The organism is Rahnella sp. AA, from assembly GCF_002834385.1.
Lineage (GTDB): Bacteria > Pseudomonadota > Gammaproteobacteria > Enterobacterales > Enterobacteriaceae > Rahnella.
Genome location: NZ_PITQ01000001.1, coordinates 263584 through 284511, shown reverse-complemented (window position 1 = coordinate 284511; position 20928 = coordinate 263584). Strand labels below are relative to the sequence as shown.

The 20928-nt window shown below is 51.2% G+C and carries 17 protein-coding genes; 10 read left to right on the top strand and 7 right to left on the bottom strand.

What is annotated here, in order from left to right:
* Window positions 1-14 precede the first annotated feature (14 nt).
* From rhaD to rhaM, 3 genes are all read left to right on the top strand, one after another.
* Window positions 15-839, top strand: coding sequence for a rhamnulose-1-phosphate aldolase (gene rhaD / locus CWS43_RS01285; protein WP_101075062.1), 825 nt, complete (start codon window positions 15-17; stop codon window positions 837-839).
* Between the two features lie 135 nt (window positions 840-974).
* Window positions 975-2123: a lactaldehyde reductase gene (gene fucO, locus CWS43_RS01280; RefSeq protein ID WP_101075061.1), complete on the top strand. Its 1149-nt coding sequence runs from the start codon at window positions 975-977 to the stop codon at window positions 2121-2123.
* Window positions 2124-2178: 55 nt separating this feature from the next.
* A complete protein-coding gene (rhaM, locus tag CWS43_RS01275; RefSeq protein ID WP_101075060.1) occupies window positions 2179-2493 on the top strand; it encodes an L-rhamnose mutarotase in 315 nt (104 codons plus the stop codon).
* Here the strand turns inward: rhaM and CWS43_RS01270 are convergent.
* The 6 genes from CWS43_RS01270 to CWS43_RS01245 all read right to left on the bottom strand — a co-directional run bounded on the left by CWS43_RS01270 (window position 2468) and on the right by CWS43_RS01245 (window position 11452).
* Entirely contained in the window at window positions 2468-4726 is a 2259-nt protein-coding gene (locus CWS43_RS01270; RefSeq protein WP_101075059.1) for a YgiQ family radical SAM protein, read from the bottom strand. The two genes, rhaM and CWS43_RS01270, sit on opposite strands and share 26 nt — an antisense overlap.
* 179 nt (window positions 4727-4905) lie before the next feature.
* Complete coding sequence (locus CWS43_RS01265; RefSeq protein ID WP_101075058.1) at window positions 4906-6207, bottom strand: type II toxin-antitoxin system HipA family toxin; 1302 nt, start codon at window positions 6205-6207, stop codon at window positions 4906-4908.
* Complete coding sequence (locus tag CWS43_RS01260; RefSeq protein WP_101075057.1) at window positions 6201-6545, bottom strand: XRE family transcriptional regulator; 345 nt, start codon at window positions 6543-6545, stop codon at window positions 6201-6203. Before CWS43_RS01260 ends, CWS43_RS01265 begins: the two co-directional genes overlap by 7 nt.
* Before the next feature lie 231 nt (window positions 6546-6776).
* Window positions 6777-8429: a dihydroxyacetone kinase subunit DhaK gene (locus CWS43_RS01255; RefSeq protein ID WP_101075056.1), complete on the bottom strand. Its 1653-nt coding sequence runs from the start codon at window positions 8427-8429 to the stop codon at window positions 6777-6779.
* A gap of 270 nt (window positions 8430-8699) precedes the next feature.
* Window positions 8700-10067, bottom strand: a complete 1368-nt coding sequence (locus tag CWS43_RS01250) for an L-serine ammonia-lyase (protein WP_101075055.1) — start codon at window positions 10065-10067, stop codon at window positions 8700-8702.
* Window positions 10068-10168: 101 nt separating this feature from the next.
* Window positions 10169-11452: an HAAAP family serine/threonine permease gene (locus CWS43_RS01245; protein ID WP_101075054.1), complete on the bottom strand. Its 1284-nt coding sequence runs from the start codon at window positions 11450-11452 to the stop codon at window positions 10169-10171.
* Window positions 11453-12035: 583 nt separating this feature from the next.
* Between CWS43_RS01245 and CWS43_RS01240 the strand changes: the two genes are divergently transcribed.
* Genes CWS43_RS01240 through CWS43_RS01230 form a run of 3 tightly spaced genes read left to right on the top strand, consistent with a single transcriptional unit; the run spans window position 12036 to window position 14437 of the window.
* Entirely contained in the window at window positions 12036-12623 is a 588-nt protein-coding gene (locus CWS43_RS01240; RefSeq protein WP_232776605.1) for a YfiR family protein, read from the top strand.
* Between the two features lie 2 nt (window positions 12624-12625).
* Complete coding sequence (locus tag CWS43_RS01235; RefSeq protein ID WP_101075053.1) at window positions 12626-13906, top strand: diguanylate cyclase domain-containing protein; 1281 nt, start codon at window positions 12626-12628, stop codon at window positions 13904-13906.
* A gap of 15 nt (window positions 13907-13921) precedes the next feature.
* On the top strand, window positions 13922-14437 hold the full coding sequence (locus CWS43_RS01230) for an OmpA family protein (protein ID WP_101075052.1): 516 nt from the start codon (window positions 13922-13924) through the stop codon (window positions 14435-14437).
* Window position 14438: 1 nt separating this feature from the next.
* On the opposite strand, the gene CWS43_RS01225 is transcribed toward CWS43_RS01230, so the two are convergent.
* The gene (locus CWS43_RS01225) at window positions 14439-15311 is read right to left on the bottom strand and encodes a LysR family transcriptional regulator (RefSeq protein ID WP_101075051.1); all 873 of its coding nucleotides are present in this window, start codon (window positions 15309-15311) and stop codon (window positions 14439-14441) included.
* Window positions 15312-15414: 103 nt separating this feature from the next.
* Here CWS43_RS01225 and budA point away from each other — a divergent pair, with 103 nt between their 5' ends.
* The 4 genes from budA to CWS43_RS01205 all read left to right on the top strand — a co-directional run bounded on the left by budA (window position 15415) and on the right by CWS43_RS01205 (window position 20876).
* Window positions 15415-16197 (top strand): acetolactate decarboxylase, encoded by a 783-nt coding sequence (budA, locus tag CWS43_RS01220; RefSeq protein ID WP_101075050.1) that lies wholly within the window; start codon window positions 15415-15417, stop codon window positions 16195-16197.
* 26 nt (window positions 16198-16223) lie between these two features.
* The gene (gene alsS, locus CWS43_RS01215) at window positions 16224-17900 is read left to right on the top strand and encodes an acetolactate synthase AlsS (protein ID WP_101075049.1); all 1677 of its coding nucleotides are present in this window, start codon (window positions 16224-16226) and stop codon (window positions 17898-17900) included.
* A gap of 133 nt (window positions 17901-18033) precedes the next feature.
* The gene (locus CWS43_RS01210; RefSeq protein WP_101075048.1) at window positions 18034-19611 is read left to right on the top strand and encodes an MrcB family domain-containing protein; all 1578 of its coding nucleotides are present in this window, start codon (window positions 18034-18036) and stop codon (window positions 19609-19611) included.
* Complete coding sequence (locus tag CWS43_RS01205) at window positions 19611-20876, top strand: McrC family protein (RefSeq protein ID WP_101075047.1); 1266 nt, start codon at window positions 19611-19613, stop codon at window positions 20874-20876. Before CWS43_RS01210 ends, CWS43_RS01205 begins: the two co-directional genes overlap by 1 nt.
* Window positions 20877-20928 lie beyond the last annotated feature (52 nt).

The window sequence follows — 20928 nt, the reverse complement described above, 5'->3', positions numbered from 1 at the left end:
GCAGGAAATAACCGATGAAGACATTATTTAGCGCGTGGTTTGTACAGGGCATGGTCAAAGCGACCACCGATATGTGGCTGAAAGGTTGGGACGAGCGCAACGGCGGCAACGTCAGTATGCGTCTGCTGCCGGAAGACGTGGCACCGTACAAAAACGATTTTTATGCCCAGCCGCGTCAGGTTGAACTGACCCAGCACGCGCCGGATCTGGCCAATGAATATTTCATTGTGACCGGCTCCGGCAAATTTTTCCGCAACGTGCAGCTCGCGCCTTCCGAAGCGCTGACCGTGATCCAGCTCGATGACAAGGGCACCAGCTACAAAATCCTCTGGGGCCTGACTGCGGGCGGCCTGCCGACGTCTGAACTGGCATCGCATCTGCAATCTCACGCCGTGCGTAAACGCGTCACTCACGGGCAGGATCGCGTGATCATGCACTGCCACGCCACCAACCTGATCGCACTGACCTACGTGCTCGAACCCGACAGCGCGAAAATCACCCGTAAGCTGTGGGAATGCAGCACCGAATGCCTGGTGGTGTTCCCGGACGGCGTCGGCATCGTGCCGTGGATGGTGCCGGGCACCGACGGCATTGGCGCAGCCACCTCCGACCGGATGCAACATCACAGCCTGGTGCTGTGGGCCTTCCACGGGATCTTCGGCTGCGGCCCGACGCTCGATGACGCCTTTGGTCTGATCGACACCGCTGAAAAATCAGCGGAAATCCTGGTGAAAGTGATTTCGATGGGTGGGATGAAACAGACGATCCAAACCGACGAGCTGATTGCGCTGGCTAAGCGTTTCGACGTCACACCTTTTGAGGCCGCTTTAAAAGCCTGAACCGGCAATCAAGGCTCCAGCCTATTAAAAACCCGGCACAGAAACTACGGAAAGTTTCCTGTCGCCGGGACCGGCGCAGATCAGGAGCCGCGCGGTCAGGATATTGATTTTAAATAAAATATGAGAGGGACTTTTATGAGTTTCATGCTGGCTTTACCAAAAATCAGCCTCCACGGCCAGGGCGCGATCAGCGATATGGTTGCGATGCTGGCGACAAAACAACCAGGCAAAGCGCTGATCGTCACAGACGGTCAGCTGGTCGAGTTAGGTCTGCTCGATGGCCTGTTCTCCGCACTGAAAACAGCCGGACTGCCGTATGCGTTATACGGCGGCGTGGTGCCCAATCCGACTTCCGCGCACGTCGACGAAGGTTTCCGCCAGTATCAGGAAAATCACTGTGATTACCTGATTGGTTTCGGCGGCGGCAGCCCGATTGATACCGCTAAAGGCATCAAAATTCTGACGGCCAATCCGGGGCCGGTGACGATTTATTCAGGCGTCGGCAAAGTGACTAAACCGGGCGTATTTCTGGTGGCGGTCAACACCACCGCCGGTACGGCTGCGGAACTCACCAGTAACGCGGTGATCATCGACAGCCAGCGTCAGGTAAAAGAAGTCATCATTGATGCGAATCTGATCCCGGATATCGCGGTAGACGATCCGTCAATTATGCTGAAGATCCCCGCTGACGTCACCGCGGCCACCGGGATGGACGCCCTGACGCACGCCATCGAAGCTTATGTTTCTGTCGGCGCACATCCGCTGACCGATCCGACGGCGCTGGCGGCAATCTCAACCATTACCCGATGGCTGCCGGAAGCGGTGGATCATGGCGATAATCTTGAAGCGCGTGAGAAAATGGCGCAGGGACAATATCTGGCCGGAATGGCATTTAACAGCGCCGGGCTGGGGTTGGTGCATGCGCTGGCGCATCAGCCGGGCGCAACGCACAACCTGCCGCACGGCGTCTGCAATGCCATTCTGCTGCCGGTCGTGGAAGAATTTAACCGCGCTTCCGCACCTCACCGTTTTGCGGATATCGCACGCGCCATGGGTGTGAATACGCAGGGTATCAGCGAAACGCAGGCCAGCGTGGCGGCGATTAAAGCGATCCGTGATTTGTCGGCGAGAGTGGGGATCCCTTCCGGATTCAAAGCATTAGGCATTGTTGAAGCGGATGTCGAAGGCTGGCTCGACAAAGCGCTGGCTGACCCTTGCGCGCCGTGCAATCCGAGAACCGCAACGCGCGAAGAAGTCCGCGAGCTTTACATGAAAGCGATGTGACTTCTTTTCTCCCCCCCTTTGCAGGGGAGGAGAAAACCAAACCAGGAGAATTTAAATGATCCGTAAATCCTTCGTTATGCAGGTCAACCCGAATGCGCATGCGGAATATCAGCGGCGGCATTCGCCGATCTGGCCTGAACTGGCGGAGACCCTGAAGGCGCACGGCGCTCACCACTACAGCATTTTTCTGGATGAAAAACGCAATTTGCTGTTCGGGTATGTGGAGATTGAATCAGAAGAAAGATGGAACGCCGTGGCGAAGACAGAAATCTGCCAGCAATGGTGGAAACATATGGCAGACGTGATGCCTGCCAATGCCGATAACAGCCCGATCAGCAGCGATCTTAAGCCGGTCTTTTACCTCGATTAACCCGCTGTTCCCCGCTTTTTCCCTGCGCGGTGGACTGACCGTTTTTACCCTGAGCCGGTCTGGCCGCCGCCGGTTTTTTACCTGCACGGAATTCTGTAGGTTTGCCTTTTCCTGTCGCCGGATTTTGCGCTTTGGATCCGGTGAAACGCGTCGCAGCCGGTTTGTCTTTCCCGGAACGTGATGGCGTAAATTTCGGATCAAAGCCGTCCGGCGGCACCAGGCAATCCGGCCGGATGCCGATCAGGCGGCGCATGCCCATCGCTGTCAGCGCTTCGCGTATCACCGGCCAGTTCACCGGATCGTGATAGCGCAGCAACGCTTTATGCAACCGGCGCTGACGATCGCCTTTCGGCACCACCACGTCCTCACTTTTGTAATCCACCTTGCCGAGCGGATTTTTGCCGCTGTAATACATGGTAGTCGCGCTGGCGAGCGGTGACGGATAGAAGTTCTGCACCTGATCCAGCCGGAAGCGGTTCTTCTTCAGCCACAGCGCCAGATTGATCATATCTTCCGTGCGTGTCCCCGGATGGGCGGAGATGAAATACGGGATCAGATACTGCTCTTTTCCGGCCTGTTTGGAATAGCTGTCGAACAGCTCCTTGAACCGGTAATAACTGCCCATTCCCGGTTTCATCATTTTCGACAACGGCCCGGTTTCGGTGTGCTCCGGCGCAATTTTCAGATAACCGCCTACGTGATGTTCGGCCAGCTCCTTGATATAACGCGGATCTTCCACCGCCAGATCGTAACGCACGCCGGAGGCGATCAGGATTTTCTTGATGCCTTTCAGGCTGCGCGTGCGGCGGTAAAGATTGATGGTCGGCTCATGGTTGGTGTCCATGTGCGTACAGATTTCAGGATAAACGCAGGACGCGCGGCGGCAGCTTTGCTCTGCTTTTGGCGACTGGCAGCGCAACATATACATGTTCGCCGTCGGGCCACCAAGATCGGAAATCACGCCGGTAAATCCGGGCACGCTGTCGCGGATCTCTTCGATTTCACGCACGATCGACTCTTCCGAACGGCTCTGAATGATCCGCCCTTCATGTTCGGTGATCGAACAAAACGCGCAACCGCCGTAGCAACCACGCATGATGTTGATCGAAAAACGAATCATGTCATACGCAGGGATCGTGGATTTTCCGTAAGAAGGATGTGGCACGCGCTGGAACGGCAGGCCAAACACTTCATCCATTTCTTCCGTGGACAACGGGATCGCCGGGGGATTAATCCACACATAGCGATCGCCGTGTTTTTGCATCAGCGCCCGCGCACAGCCCGGATTGGTTTCGTGGTGCAGAATCCGCGAGGTGTGTGCGTACAGCACTTTGTCACCCTTCACTTTTTCGAACGACGGCAGCAGAACGTAGGTTTTCTCCCACGGCTTCGGTTTCGGCGCCCGAACGGTAATCGGCTGCGGCGCGTCCGGGTCAGGAAGTTCCCCTTCTGAGCAGGGCAAATCCTCGCCATACGGGTTCATGATTGGCTCAATTTTGCCGGGCTTATCTAGCCGCGTGGAATCCACCCCGCTCCAGCCAATCAATGCAGTTTTGCGCATCACGGCGGTATTTCGCACGTCGTGAATATCTGCAATCGGCTCCCCCGCCGCCAGCCGGTGCGCCACTTCCACCAGCGGCCGTTCGCCGTTGCCGTAAATCAGCATGTCAGCTTTGGAATCCACCAGCACCGAACGGCGCACGGTATCGGACCAGTAATCGTAATGCGCGATACGCCGCAAACTGGCTTCGATACCGCCGAGCAAAACCGGCACATCGCTGTAGGCTTCTTTGCAGCGCTGCGTGTACACCAGCGTCGCGCGATCGGGGCGTTTGCCGCCGACATTGTCCGGCGTGTACGCATCGTCGTGGCGCAATTTCCGGTCAGCGGTGTAACGGTTGATCATCGAATCCATATTTCCGGCGGTCACGCCGTAAAACAGATTCGGCTTCCCGAGCCGCATAAAATCGTCTTTATTGGTCCAGTCCGGCTGCGCGATGATCCCCACGCGGAACCCCTGCGCTTCCAGCATGCGGCCGATGATCGCCATCCCGAAACTCGGGTGGTCGACATACGCATCGCCGGTCACCACGATCACATCGCAACTGTCCCAGCCAAGTTCATCCATTTCCGCCCGGGTCATCGGGAAAAACGGCGCTGTGCCGTAGCATTCGGCCCAGTAGCGAGGGTAAGAAAACAATGTGCGATCGGGTTGGATCAGGCTGATTGGCATGTGAGGTTCTTCGTTCGACGGCAAATAATTGGCCGCAAATTATACGGGGGCTAAAATTTCGACGGGCGGGCAAATCACTCAGTTTTGATTTAGATCAGTTTTGATTTAGATCAGTTTTGTTTTGGGTGTAAAAAAGGCCTGCGTGGAACCGACAGGCCTTCATCGTTCAAATGCGGAAACTATATTTTGAGTCGTAAGTTTTTCTGAATTTCAGCGGTAAATGCCGGAAAAACACCCGCTGTTTTAGCGAATTCAGGCCACTGACTCACAACCTCGATGACTTCATCAATAATCAGATTGGCTTCTTTCTTGAAAGAAGCGGCGGGGATCAGGAGATCCTCACGCGTAAAATGATCACGCTTGCCATTCAGCGATAACTGATGGGAATTCACCCATGGCGAACCCGGTTTGTAGCTGTAAGCGATGTCAAAAGCCGGAGCAAGTTTCCATTGAAAATCTTCATTCAAAATAAAACCGAAGTTCTTTGTGTGGTCATCATGATTTCGGGCGACGATGTTAAATACCATCCGACGATACAACTCTAAAGCATCACTTTTGCTTTGACGCAGCACCCGCATGAGTGAGAACAATTGCTCGTAGCTGTAATGACCCGGCTGCTTATAATCCGCATGATCCATTGCGCAAAGCGACTGATAATGAATTTTACGGTTGCCGTCCCTGTCGAAGCGTTTCGTCATAAAATGCGCACGCTCCCCGTCAGGCAGCAACTCACAATCCGACATCGCAATCCCGGCCGCTTTTGCCATAAGATAATAAGCAAACTCCATACGCCCAAATCCCTGAGGATCACCGAAAGTCTCTTTCGACTGTGAAGATTCGACAACACCGTCAAATTTCAGCAAATAGTGTTCAAAACCTTCGGGGAGTTTGACCTGACCGCTACGGATTTCAGAACGATCTTTGTTGATGCCAATAACTGCTTTTGGCCGGGCACCGCCCGCAGAGGTTCCGACCTGCAAAATGTGGGTAAACGCGTCATTATCTGCGTCATCATTTAGCTGCTCATCGAGCCCTGCCCGTTGGTTTACCACCGATTGCGCCATCGCAACCAGGCTGTTGAGATCCAGCCTGTCGGCTTCATTTAATTCACGTTCAATGACAGGAAGATATTCCAGCGCACCCATGCCACGGATCCCGGTATAAAGCAGCCGCTCAAGCGCGGAAAAACTCGCCTTATCTTTTCCGGTTCTCGCCAGCCAGTCATCAATAACCGCATTCCCAAAGTCATCGGGTAAAGTATCCGCAAATGCGCCGGGCAAACCTTTGTAGGTTTCACGAGCCAATGCCTGAAATTGATAAACCTGAGAAGAAAGAGGCATTTTTACCGGGCTGATTTCAATGCCTCGCCGGATCCACCTTTCATCGAACTGAAAAGCACACAGGCCAGATGCGACGTCGTATGACAACGCGCCAACCAGTTCTCCCCACATTTCGACGCGGGCAACGGAGTGATTCACCATCCTAAATCTCCATTTTCAGATGTTTTGTTCGACTTTTTAGCCACCGCGCGTTGCCTTTTTTTTCCTTCTAACTTCAGCAACTCGATTGGGCTAAAGGGTGTCGGGGGCAGGAAATTTTCCAAATTTTCCAGCTTACCCAGTATGCGCAAGATTCCGATGATCACTTCAAATTTAGCTTTTCCTTTCAGTGCATTGCGGTAGCTTCCTTTTGAGATACCCAACTCTTCAAGGATAACGCGCTGAGGGATATTGGCTTCCAGACGAACCTGTTCAAGACGCTTCCCGATTTCACTGGCAATCGCTGTATCCGTCATCGCGTAAAAGTTTACTTTCGCCATTTTTCACTCACTTCACTTAGGGGACATTAAAGAGACCTTAATGAACAGTTATAGCACGTAAAGGTCATTATTATCACCTTAAAACCAGTCACAACTGTTTTTTATAAGGGACACCTGAATGTTCCTAACGTTATAAATAGCCACTTAAAGGTCACAATAATGACCATAAAAAAGCCTGCCGGTTTCCCCGCAGGCCTTTCGTTTTTATGACTTCTCAACGCAATGGCAACGTTATTTCTTCGCCAGTGCCTCGAACACTTTTTCGACGGCGACCGCGCCCGGATCTTTCACGCCTTTCAGGTTGTTGCTGCTGAGATATGAAGAGCGACCGGCATTGGCTTTCTTCATGCTGGCGGTGTCTTTTGCGCCTTTGGCCGCAGCTTTGGCGGCGCCTTTCAGCGCATCTTTTTTGCCTAATGCTTCCAGCGCAGGTTGCAGCGCGTCGATCATGGTGCGATCGCCAAGATCGGCGCCGCCATAATGTTTCATCCGCTCCAGGCCAAACAGCAGCGCTTTCGGCAACTTCTCGCCTTCCGCCACTTTTTTTCCCGCCGCCGTAAAGAAGATCGACATCAGTACGCCACTGGATCCGCCCATCACCACGGCCAGACGATCGCCGATGACGCCGAGAAGATCGGCCACATTGTTAAGCGGCAGTTTTTTACCTTTGTTCTGTTTCTGAATATCCCGCGCGCCGCTGGCAAACGTTGAACCGGTATCGCCGTCGCCCACTTTCGCATCCAGCTTATTCAGTTCATCTTCGAGGTCAGAAAGCGTCTGCGTGATGGTTTCGACAATTTTGCCAACCGCGGCGTTAGACGAGGCTTTCGCGACTTTCTTCTCGCTGATCTTCTTACCTTTTTTGGTCGCCAGTTTTTCCAGTTTCACCAGCGGCTGCCAGCCGGACGCTTCAACCTCTGCCAGTAATGCTTCTTCGATGCCACCTTTCAGCGCAATCACCGAAAGCGAGAAACCTTTCATATCCAGCGCGCTGACCAGTGACGCCGGGCCAATCAGATAACGGATTGAACCGCCGAGCGCGGAATGCACCAGCTCTTTGGTCAGCTGATTCATCTCCAGCGGCGAAACGCCACCGAGGTTGTTAACCAGCACCGCAAGTTTGTCGCTTTTCTTCACATGTTCCTGAAGCTTTCCAACCAGCGTATCAATCACTTTTTTGCTGTTCTGGGTTTTCATGGTCGACACGCCCGGCTCGCCGTGAATGCCCAAACCCAGCTCAACGTGACCGGACTCGATGCGCTGTTCTTCTTCATCCTCCCCGCCACCGGGCAGGTTACAACCGGCTGCCGCGACGCCGATACTGGCTGTCGCATCAATGGCCTGTTGGGCAATTTTGGTCACTTCTTTCAGGGATTTGCCCTGTTCAGCCGCATAACCGGCAATCTTGTGGACCAGCGCCGTGCCCGCGATGCCGCGCGGCTGTTTGTTATCCGGCAGGGAAATGTCATCAGACACCATCACCAGTTCGACGTTGTATCCCATGCTTTTGGCTTTTTCTGCTGCCAGACCAAAGTTGAGGCGGTCGCCGGTGTAGTTTTTGACAATCAGCAGGCAGCCCGATTTCCCGGTCACCGCAACAATGGCGTTGAGTACCGCATCAACGCTCGGGGAAGCAAACACTTCACCGCACACCGCCGCCGTCAGCATCCCTTTACCGACAAAACCAACGTGCGCCGGTTCATGTCCGGAACCGCCGCCGGAAATGAGCGCGACTTTTTTCTTATCCCAGTCGCGACGCACGACCACGCGGATTGCCGGATCAACGTCCAGCTTCGCCAGATTTTTGTAGGGAGAGGTCAGGATCACCCCTTCGATCACATCGTTAATCAGAGTCTTGCGGTCATTCATAAAAAATTTAGACATGCAGAGCTTTTCCTTTTAACTGTTTTCCAGGTGTGTAGAGGTAATGAAAAAGTATAGATAACCAAAAACATAACACAGGGAAAATGCGCGAAGGGAGCGGGAAAGGCGGTTTCCCGCCTTTTCAGAAATGAGGTAAAGCCGGGAAATACCTTAAGCCGTTCGGATTGCATCAAGGCAGCAACTGATTGAATCCCCGGGAGCTGACATGGGTCAGTGACCGGGGTGAAAGAAGGCAGCCAACGCAGAGGCAGTGCGAAGGGCGACAGGTATTTAGTTACAAGCTAAAACTTTAATCGCCAGACCGCCAGTTGAGGTTTCACGGTACTTCGAGTTCATGTCTTTGCCGGTTTCGTACATGGTTTCGATGACTTTATCGAGGCAAACGCGCGGCTCGCTGGTGCGGCGCAGCGCCATGCGCGAGGCGTTAACGGCTTTCACCGCTGAAATCGCATTTCGCTCAATGCACGGCACCTGAACCTGTCCGGCCAGCGGATCGCAGGTCAGCCCGAGATGGTGTTCCATCGCGATTTCTGCCGCCATAAAGACCTGCGCGGTGCTGCCACCCAGAAGCTCGGTCAGACCCGCCGCCGCCATGGAACAGGCCACGCCGACTTCGCCCTGACAACCGACTTCGGCACCGGAAATCGACGCATTCATTTTGAACAGGATGCCGACGGCACCCGACGCGAGGAAGAAACGGCTGTAGGAATCGGGACTGATCGGGCGGATGAACTGATCGTAGTACGTCAGCACGGCCGGAATAATCCCGCATGCGCCATTGGTCGGCGCAGTCACCACGCGGCCACCTGCGGCATTTTCTTCATTCACTGCCATCGCGTACATGTTGATCCAGTCAACGACGCCCATCGGATCGACGTTATTTTTATCCTGCGTCACCAGAATGCGACGCAAAGCCGCCGCACGACGGTTGATTTTCATCGGCCCGGGCAATAGCCCTTCCGTATGAATACCGCGGGTGATCCCTTCGCTCATCACATTCCAGATGGCCGCAAAGTGATCGCTGATTTCGTTACGGGTATGCCCCGCCAGTTCGTTTTTCAGCATCAGCGCCGACAACGACAGGCCGGTTTCCGTACAATGTTTTTGCAAGTCACTGGCAGAACGGAACGGATACGGGCGCACTACCGGGTTTTCATCCTGCATGCCAAATTTGCTGGCTTCGACAATAAAACCGCCGCCAATGGAGTAATAGGTTTGGGTATACAGCAAATCATCGCCGTTAAACGCGCTGATGGACATGCCGTTTTCATGCAGCGGCAGATTACTGGTGTGGAAATTCATGCCAGAACCGGCCGGAAAATCCACTTCTTTCGCCCCTTTCCCCAGCATGAGACGACCGGAAGTTTCCACCTGCTGTATAAAACCGGGGATCGCATCGATATCCACATCATCTGGCATGTTGCCCGCCAGGCCCATGATAATAGCCAGATCGGTATGGTGGCCTTTACCGGTCAACGATAAAGACCCGTAAACATCGACCACCACGCGGGTGGTTCGGGAAATATGACCTGAAGCAATAAGTTCATCAGTAAATATTTTCCCGGCTTTCATCGGGCCAACAGTATGCGAACTGGAAGGGCCAATACCGATTTTGAAAATATCGAAGACGCTGATCATGGTGAACACTCCATGTAAATGATATGACGGGCGGAATAAAATAATAAACAGAAGAGAAAGGAGCGGGATATTCCCACTCCTTTGTATCTATATTTAATAAATTAACCGATCAGGCTAAAGACAATCGCAGACATGGCAATCAGACCCATAATCACCACAAACACGTTACTGATATGGCCGCTGTATTTTTTCATCGCAGGGACTTTGCGGATGGCATACATTGGCATCAGGAATAACAACATCGCAATAATCGGGCCGCCCAGCGTTTCAATCATTCCTAAAATACTTGGATTCAGCGTTGCCACTAACCAGGTAGTTAATAACATGAAGATGCCGGTATAACGGTTCAGCGCTGGCAGGGCAATTGTTTTTCCTTTACTGCGCAGTGATTTAATCACCATACCGTTGAAACCTTCACGCGCGCCCAGATAATGGCCAAGGAAGGATTTGGTAATTGCGATAAAGGCAATAAATGGCGCGATATAAGCAATCACCGGGTTAGAGAAATGATTGGCTAAATAAGACAGAATTGAAACGTTCTGTGCTTTAGCTTCCATCAGGTTTTCCGGAGACAGGCTCAGGACGCAGCTGAAGACGAAGAACATCACCGTCAGCACCATCATGATGTGGCTAAATGCCAGAATGCGGGAACATTTTTTCTCTGCGTCTTCGCCGTATTCTTTGCGCTTTGCAACAGCAAAAGAGGAGATGATCGGGGAATGGTTGAAGGAGAACACCATCACCGGAATGACCAGCCACAACGTCATCAGCATGCCGTGACCCACGCCGTTGCCGGACATAGACACGTTTTCAAACACTGACGTATTCCAGTTAGGGATCAGGTACAGCGCCAGCGCCATCAGCACCGCAACAAACGGGAAGACCAGAATGCTCATCGCTTTCACGATCATGTCCTGCCCGAAATGCACCAGTGTCATTAAGCCAAGGATCAGTATCAATGACAGTAACGCGCGCGGGGGTGCATTCATATGCATCTGATGAGTAATAAAACTCTCAACGGTATTGGTAATCGCCACGCTGTAAACTAAAAGGATGGGATAAATAGCGAAAAAATAAAGCAGGGTAATTAACTTACCGGCTGAAATACCAAAGTGTTCCTCAACGACTTCCGTAATATCTTCACCCGCATTCTTACCGGATAATACAAAGCGCGTTAATCCGCGATGAGCGAAAAAAGTCATTGGGAAGGCAAGAATTGCCATAATGATTAAAGGAATTAAACCGCCAATCCCTGCATTAATAGGAAGAAATAAAACGCCTGCACCAATTGCCGTTCCGTAGAGACCTAACATCCACATGGTGTCAGTTTTACGCCAGGAACTTACCGATTTTTTAGACAGCGTCCCGATTGTTGTATTATCCATGATTCCTCTGTACTTAATTATATAAATAATTCCGTTTTTCCCAGGTATGGTTGATGTTTTTTTACTGCACCCGTCATCGAAAAAACCATCCTGACGGCTAAAACATACCATTAATGCGGGTATGATACCTATCAGCAGCATAAAAATCTGGTTAATAGCATAGCTTTGAGATCATGGTCACGAATACCCGGAAAACACCGCCTAATATTCCTTTAAATTCCAAACCATTAACATTTCCTCTAATTTAAATTCATCAAACTGGCATTACAGCAACATCTATTTTTGTCCTATTTTGTTATCACCGTGATTATTATTTAAATAACGATTGAAATATCATCAATTCGTATTTTTTATGGGCTACCAACATCGCCATGACTGTTCAAAAAACAAACAAAACAAATAACAAATTCATTAACGCCCCTTCAGGGTGCGCAGTTTTGCTGACTTTGTGTAAAAAAATCGAAACAAAGCTGGCGTGGTTACAAGATGAAAAAAATTTCATTGACGCTTTCAGAAGTATTGCCGATAAAGTTATTCTTATTCCGGTGAAATAATTTCAACGGAAGAAACACAGAGCGACACAATGGGAAAAGCCCGATCACCTTTTTGCCAGTCACTGAATACCCACGTACGCCGTTTTTTTAAGGCCGCGTATGGTTTCGTGCTGCTGATGTTGCTTCTGACCACGCCTCTGACCCAAAGCGTCGCGCAGACCGGTGATGCACCGACTGATGAGGCGGTTGCTCAAACCGTTAACGGCATCCTCAGCTATTCACGCTGGCCAGCCGGGACCGCTTCTTCGGCTTTAACCCTTTGCATCATCCCTCCGGTGAAATATTCCGCGCAGTTAACGCCCGATGGCAGCGCATTTACCGGCAGATCGCTAAAAGTCATGACCCTTCCATTAGACAGCCCGCTGCTCACTTCACAATGTGATGCGATTTACTCCGGCAGCACGACGGTGGATCAGCAAACTGATTTACACCAGCGGCTGGAAGGCCATGCGATTTTAACTATTGGTGAACAGGATGATGCCTGCGCACTGCTGAACGCATTTTGTCTGGTGATCACCCCCCTTCATACCAGTTTCAAACTGAATCTGGACACGCTGTCCCGAAGCGGCGTGCGGGTTAATCCTGCTGTATTACAACTTGCCAGGGAAAAGGAGTGACCATGGAAAATAAAATTCCTGTTCCTGACGTAGAACAGCCCCGCCAGCGCCCGACGTTGAGCGCAGCGCTGAACAGAATCCATGTGATTGTGATTTTAACTGCCATTGGTCTGGCGGGTTTTTTGCTGACCCTGCTGGCGTTGATCGCTTTGCGCTCTCACGCCCAAAGCAATCTTGAACTGACGGCGCGTGCTATCAGTTACACAACGGAAGCCGCACTGGTGTTTAACGATCCCTCGGCGGCGCATGACTCACTGGAATTTATCGCCAAAAGAGGCGATTTCATCCAGGCGAAAATTCTGACCCCTGCGGGCGCAACGTTTACCGAGTGGCAGCGCCCGGTGAACAGCAACTGGGACAAACTCGGCCAGCTCGTCGGGCATGTCGCGTTTCCGGAGCCGATTACCCTTCCGGTGATCCACTCCGGTTCACTGATCGGCACCGTCTGGCTCGCCGGTAACGGAAGCAGCCTGATTGGCTTTTTGCTGGAAACCATACTCAGCCTGTTGGGTTGCCTGATCCTGACCGCGCTGGTTGCGCTGTATTTTTCCCGACGGATGCAAAAAGGCATCGTGGATGCACTCGGCCATATCACACGCGTCACCCATGAAGTCACCGCCAGCCGCTCATTTTATCTGCGCGTACCTTCTGCCCCGATTGTCGAGTTACACACGCTGAGCCAGGACTTCAACAGCCTGCTGACCGAGCTGGAAGCCTGGGAAAATCACATGCGAAACGAGAACGTCTCGCTGACACAAAAAGCGTTGCACGATGGATTGACTGGTCTGCATAATCGCGCGTTCTTTATTGATACGCTGAATCAATGCTTCAACCCAATGCGTCCTCCACTGTCCCTTGCTCTGCTGTTTATTGATGTCGATAACTTTAAAGATATCAACGATTCTCTCGGCCATGCAGCCGGGGACAGGGTGCTGATGGTGATTGGTGAACGGCTGGCGAAAACGCTGCGTCAGGGTGATGTGCTGGCCCGTCTGGGCGGCGATGAATTTGCCGTACTGCTCGAACCGATGATCTCTACCGCAGAAGCCGTGGCCTTTGCCGAACGTATTGTTGAGATCATGAAAACACCGATCATATTACTCAACAATAAGACGCTGGATGTTTCACTCAGCATTGGCATTGCGTTATCGCCTTCACAAGCCAACAGCGCGAAAGAACTGCTGGAAAAGGCTGACGAGGCCATGTTCCGCTCGAAAAAAATCTCCGGCAGCTGCTGGCATGTTTCTACCGGAATGCCGCTGCCTGCCGTGATAAAAGACTAAAAGGAGCTATTAGCTATGAACCCGCATAATCATTTCAACGCCGGTCTTTTCAAACGTTGGTATCAGTTTGCCGCGATGGGGTTTTGCATCCTGTTGCTGGCTGCCTGCCAGGCTAAACCGGTCGCAGGATTAACGCCTGAACAAATTACAGTCTTGCAAAAGAATGGCTTTACGCAGACCGATGCCGGTTGGGAGTTAGGGCTGGATGCCAAAGTTTTGTTTGGCAATAATCAGGATAAACTTTCCACCGAAAGTAAGCAGTCAGTGGAAAAACTGGCGGGCGAACTGCTGCATGTCGGCCTGAATAAAGTGAACCTCGATGGTCACACCGACAATTACGGTGATGCCAGCTACAACAAAGATCTGTCGCTGCGCCGCGCCAATACTGTCGCCGCCGCCTTTGCCGACGCCGGAATGCCACGCGCCAATATCCAGACGCGTGGATTAGGCCAGAGCCAGCCGGTTGCCAGCAATAAAACGCAGGCCGGACGCGCACAGAACCGCCGGGTCTCTGTGATTATTGTGGTGTAATTTAGAGTAATCCCACCAGATGCAGCGCGGCCTTGCAGTTATCCGTTCGTCGCCAGGCCAGCGCTATCTGCGTCGTTAACGTCTGCCCTGCCAGGGGCAGGCAGCGCACATTCGTTTCGTCAATCTTACTCAGTGACGCCGGCACCAGCGCATAACCAAACCCTGTCGCCACCATGCTCAGCGCCGACGTAATTTGCGGGCATTGCTGCCCGTAGCGCGGCGTAAATCCGGCTTCTTCACACGCTTGCGTCACCGCGTCGTACAACCCCGGCGATAAATCCCGCGGGAAGGTAATCATCGTATCGTGACGCAGCGCCGCCAGCCGGACCTCTTTACCCTGGCTGAGCGGATGCTTTTTCGGTAACGCCACCATCATTTCTTCAATATCCAGCACCTTGAAACTGAAGTCTTTGCTGCGTTCGCAAGGCAGACGGATAAACGCGGCGTCCATTGCGCCCTCGCCCATGGCAGTCATCAGCCCTGCCATATCCTTTTCCTGCGGTTCAAGCACCATACCCGGATATTTATCCCTAAAACGATGTAACAGCGCAAAAACCTGCGGGTTAAACGCCGTTGATGTGGCAAAGCCAATTCGCAGCGTTCCGTTCATGCCGCGCGCCACGGCGCGGGTTCGCTCAAGGGCGGCGTCGGTGAGTTTGATAATGGTCAGGGCATCGCCGTACAGCACTTTCCCGGCCTCGGTCAGTTCCACACTGCGGGTGAGTCGTTTGAGTAAAGGGGTTCCGATTTCATGTTCGAGCCGCTGGATTTGCTGGCTCAGAGGAGGCTGGGAAATCCCCAGTTGTTCGGCAGCACGGGTGAAGTGGCCCGTCTCTGCTACCGCGACAAAATAGCGCAGATGACGAAGTTCCATATCAAAAACGTCTCAAAGTGAACACCTCCTCATATTGGAACTTCAGGCTGAATCGCGTCAACCTTTAGTTAGAAAAGTTAACGATTCGACCGGAGATCCCTGCATGAAAAACCATTCTGATTCCTGCTCCTGCGTCGCGGAACTCGCCCGCAGTGCATCGGTGTTTAAACAACAGCATCCAGACCGCGTTCTGTATCAGTCATCGCTGATGAGTGCGCTGCTGAGCGGCGTGTATGAAGGCGAAACCACCATGGCCGACCTGCTGGAGCACGGCGATTTTGGCCTCGGAACCTTCAACCATCTCGACGGAGAGCTGATTGCTTTTAACAGCAATATCTTCCAGTTGCGCGGCGATGGCAGTGCACGACGCGCCCGTCCGGAACAAAAAACCCCGTTCGCGGTAATGACATTCTTTAACCCGACTAATGAATATGCCATCAGCAAACCGCATTCCCGCGAGCAGATCCACAATGTGATAGACCGCGCCGTTGCCAGCCAAAACACCTTCTGCGCACTGCGCATCGACGGTGAGTTTAGCCGCGTTGAGACGCGTACCGTGCCGGAACAACAGCGTCCGTATAAGCCGATGCTGGAAGCCATCGAAGCCCAGCCGACCTTTCACATCGAGCACAGCCAGGGCGTGCTGATTGGATTCCTGACTCCGGCGTATATGCAGGGCATCAATGTAGCGGGTTATCACGAGCATTTTATCAATCAGGAACGCAGCAGTGGCGGCCACGTTCTGGATTATCAGGTTGAGAGCGGCGTGCTGACCTTCGGCACCGTTGAAAAGCTGCTGATCGACTTCCCGCAGGACAGCGACTTCCTGCACGCTAATTTAAATCCCGACGATTTAAACGATGCTATTCAGTCTGTTGAGAGTTAACCGCCCGCAGGTAAAAGGAAAACACCATGAAAAACTCAGACCCTAAAATTGAATGGAAATGCGGTGCAGATCTGGTGGTCGCTCAGCTTGAAGCGCAGGGCGTAAAACACGTATTCGGCATTCCCGGCGCGAAAATCGACCGCGTATTTGATTCGCTGATCGACTCCACCATCACCACTATTCCTGTCCGCCACGAAGCCAACGCCGCCTTTATGGCCGGTGCCGTCGGCCGCCTGACCGGCAAAGCGGGCGTCGCGCTGGTGACGTCCGGCCCCGGCTGCTCGAACCTCATCACCGGCGTCGCCACGGCGACATCAGAAGGCGATCCGCTGGTTGCTCTCGGTGGTGCGGTAAAACGTGCCGACCATGTAAAGCAGGTTCACCAGACGATGGACACCGTCGCGATGTTCCGCCCGGTAACCAAATATTCTGCGGAAGTGACCTCGTCTTCCGCGCTGGCCGAAGTGCTGGCAAACGGCTTTCGCGCCGCCGAGTTCGGGCGTCCGGGCGCGGCGTTCATCAGCCTGCCGATGGATATCGTCAATGACCCCGCCAGCGGCAAACTGCTGACATCGCAGCCCCCCGTGCTGGGCAGCGCGCCGCACGACGCCATTTTGCAGGTCGCGCGTCTGTTAAAACAGGCCAAAAACCCGGTATTGCTGCTCGGCCTGATGGCCAGCCAGCCGCGTAACGCCGAGGCCATCCGCCGGCTGCTGCATAAAAGTGATTTGCCGGTCACCAGCACCTATCAGGCCGCCGGGGTTATCGATCAGGCATCGTTCCACCGGTTCGCCGGGCGCGTGGGTTTGTTCAATAATCAGGCCGGTGACCGCCTGCTGCGCAATGCCGATTTAGTGATCACCATCGGCTACAGCCCGGTCGAGTACGAACCGGCGCAGTGGTATAACGAAAATGCCGAGCTGGTGCATATCGACGTGATGCCCGCCGAAACGGACAGCGAATACCTGCCGGATGTCGAGCTGGTGGGCGACATCGCCGACACGCTCGACCTGCTGACGGAACAAATCCAGCAGCATTTTGTGCTGAGCACGTCGTCCATCGCGATCCTGGAAGACCGCCGCCAGCAACGCGAGCTGCTGGATCAAAAAGGCCGGAGCCTGAACCAGTTCGCCATCCACCCGCTGCGCCTGGTGCGCGCGATGCAGGACATCGTCAACAGCGACGTCACGTTATGCGTTGACATGGGCAGTTTCCACATCTGGATCGCCCGTTACCTTTACAGCTTCCGCGCGCGTCAGGTGCTGATCTCCAACGGCCAGCAGACCATGGGCGTCGCGTTGCCGTGGGCGATTGGCGCCGCGCTGGTCAATCCCGGCCGCAAAGTGGTGTCCGTTTCCGGCGACGGCGGTTTTATGCAGTCAAGCATGGAACTGGAAACCGCCGTCCGGCTGGGCGTGAATTTGCTGCACATCATCTGGGTCGATGAGGCTTACAACATGGTCGCCATCCAGGAGGAGAAAAAATATCAACGCACCTCCGGCATCCAGTTCGGCCCGATAGATTTCAAAGCCTACGCTGACGCGTTCGGCGCGAAAGGTTTCTCCGTCACCTCCGCCGAAACCCTGGAAAGCACCCTCCGCGCCGCGATGGACGTACAAGGCCCCGCCGTCGTCGCCGTCCCCGTGGACTACAGTGACAATGCGTTGCTGATGGGGCAGTTGGAGATGGGGGCGATGTTTTAGGGGGTAATTCTTACGATGGTAAGGCGCAGAAATGCGCCTAAAACATTGAAATGACGTAAGTGGTACATGTAAATTGGTAGGCATTACGATAAATTACTCAGCACTATGCTGACTTAAACTGTGGTGCCACTAAATGAGCACAAATTTTGAAGAAGCGCTAAAAGAAATTAATTTTGCAGAAGAAGTCCGAAAATTTATTGAACAAGCCAAAACTGGAAGCTTGAAAATCAAGGATCTTTATTCTGATCTGGTTTGCTCTTTTAAATTGAAAGTAAGTTTCGGGCAGGGCAACCAAGCGGAAGTACCTTGGATAGCGTTTCTGGGTAAAGGGCAGGAAGTTTCAAATGGCATTTATCCAGTTTTCCTTTATTACAAAGCACACGATTATCTAGTTCTGAGCTATGGCGTGAGTGAAACCAATCATCCTAAAAATAATTGGCATGAAGAAATAATAAAAAACGGAACTGTATCTGCACATATGAAAGAAAAAGGATTTACCATAAAACGCTATGGTTCATCTTATGTAGCAGCAGTTTATGAAAATATTTCTAAGGTAGTTGGCTCACCGTCATTTGATACTCAACTCTACAGCGATTTAGGTAAAGTACTTCAAAATTACCAACTCACTTTAGAGCTTAAAAAAGAGAGTAAAGATATTCAGATAATCAAGCCCTTGGAGGATACCCCAATGTTGAATCAAATTCTCTTTGGCCCTCCGGGCACGGGTAAAACTTATGCAACTATTGGTACAGCACTTAACATCCTGGATGAGAAATTTTTAGAATTAAATCGAGATGATAGAGTCGCTCAAAAAACGCATTTTGAAAATCTTAGAGAGAATGGGTATATTAGTTTTGTTACCTTTCATCAAAGTTTTACTTATGAAGACTTTGTTGAAGGGCTAAGACCATCAATTGGGGAAGCGAAACAACTGGAGTATCACGTTGAACCTGGTATTTTTAAAAGCATTTGCATAAACGCAGCAAAAAAACCTTCACAACCCTTTGTTTTAATCATAGATGAAATCAACAGAGGAAATGTTTCTCGCATTTTTGGTGAGCTGATTACTTTAATCGAAGTTTCTAAAAGGAAGGGGGAAGAAGAAGAACTTGTCACTAAACTTCCGTATTCAAAGGAAGAATTTAGTGTTCCCAATAATGTTTATATTATCGGCACAATGAACACTGCAGACCGTTCTCTTTCCGGTTTGGATATTGCGTTAAGGCGCAGGTTTATTTTTCGAGAAACCCCGCCGAATCCTGATTTACTCGATGAAATTAGCATTGAAGGTATTAATATCGGCACAATTCTAAGAACAATGAACAGTCGTATTGAAGTACTGCTTAATGCTGATCATTGCTTAGGCCATGCTTACTTTTTACCTTTAAAGAAAAAACCAACACTTACACATTTAGCCTCTATTTTTCGTGACCAAATAATTCCTCTCTTGCAAGAATACTTCTTTGAAGACTGGCAAAAAATTCGTTGGATCCTCAATGATCACCGCAAGAAGAATAATTTTTGCTTTATTTCCCCTTCGCAATGGGACGACTCACTATTTGGCCCAGATGTCACTGAACCGATGAAGGGGAATGTCTATAAAATTAATGAATTGAATTTCTCTCACGTTGAAAGTTATCTCGGCATTATTGATGTTAATCTTGCGCCAGCAAAAGAAAGTGAAACACTTTTACAAGAGAGTGGCGAATAATGCTAGCCATTACCGTTAGAGAATTTGCCAGGCTAACGACATCTAGTATTGTATCAACTCTAGATCGCGCCCAAATACCGTCAAGTGCTTTTGACTATTTATGTAAACTCGCATCTTCGTTTAATACCGGTACAGCCTTGTTACAAGTCGAAGACCGAGCATGGTTAAAGCTCGATAATTACGTGGGTGTAATCGAAACCCCTTGTGGAACGCGTATTGAAATTTTACCTAAAAGCTTTATGGATGAAGACTGCATTTATAAGGCGAGAAAGCTCCTACGTAAAATGATTGAAGCATCTTTCGATCTTCCTACTCGCCAAGTTGGTGAAACCTCGTTGGAGATTTTTAATGCACCACTTACTGAGTGGGTAATGGAGAGGTTTGTAGATTCCTTTAATTCGCTGATTAAAAGAGGATTACGTGCTCATTACCAGCGGATAGATGAGGAACAGTTTTACCTTAAAGGGCAGATTAATTTCTCAGCTCAAATGAGACAATCTCCAAGCCAACAGCATAAATTTCAAATCCGTCACGACATATTTACTTTTGATCGTGCAGAAAACCGCCTTTTGAAATTAGCTTTATTACGTGTATCTAAAACAACTAGACAATCGACCACGTGGCGCTTGAGTCAGGATTTACTTTCACTATTGAACGAAGTGCCAACGAGTTCAGCAATAAATAGAGATCTCAGCGCATGGCGTAATGATCGCCTAATGAATGACTATAAAGATGTTAAACCATGGTGTGAGCTAGTGTTAGGTGAGCATATGCCGACGTCGATCTTAGGCGAATGGAGAGGCATTAGCTTGCTTTACCCAATGGAAAAACTTTTCGAACGCTACGTTGTTAAGTGGCTTAGAAAAAATCTTCAAAGTGACGCAATTCTCTATGCTCCGATAAAAAACAAATACCTTTGCTCACAGCTGGAGTCCCCGATATTTCGCCTTGAACCGGATATTTTCATCGAGTTTGAGGGTGAAAAATGGCTATTGGATACAAAATGGAAACGCTTAAATAGTGATGATAGAGCAAGTAAATACGGTCTCAGCCAAAGCGATTTTTATCAGCTATTCGCTTATGGGCACAAGTATCTAAATGGCCAGGGACATATGTTTTTGGTTTATCCTTTAACCTCTTCTTTCAAGAGGCCGCTGCCCCCATTTTCATTTAGTGACACGCTTAAACTTAGTGCGATTCCTTTCGATATTGAAAATGACTTACTCCTCATTGACGAAGAGTCGTTTCCATCCGTTGCTGAATAATGCAACAAATAGCGAGATTTCATGTTTTTCCAAGACATCTCGCAAGAACGAA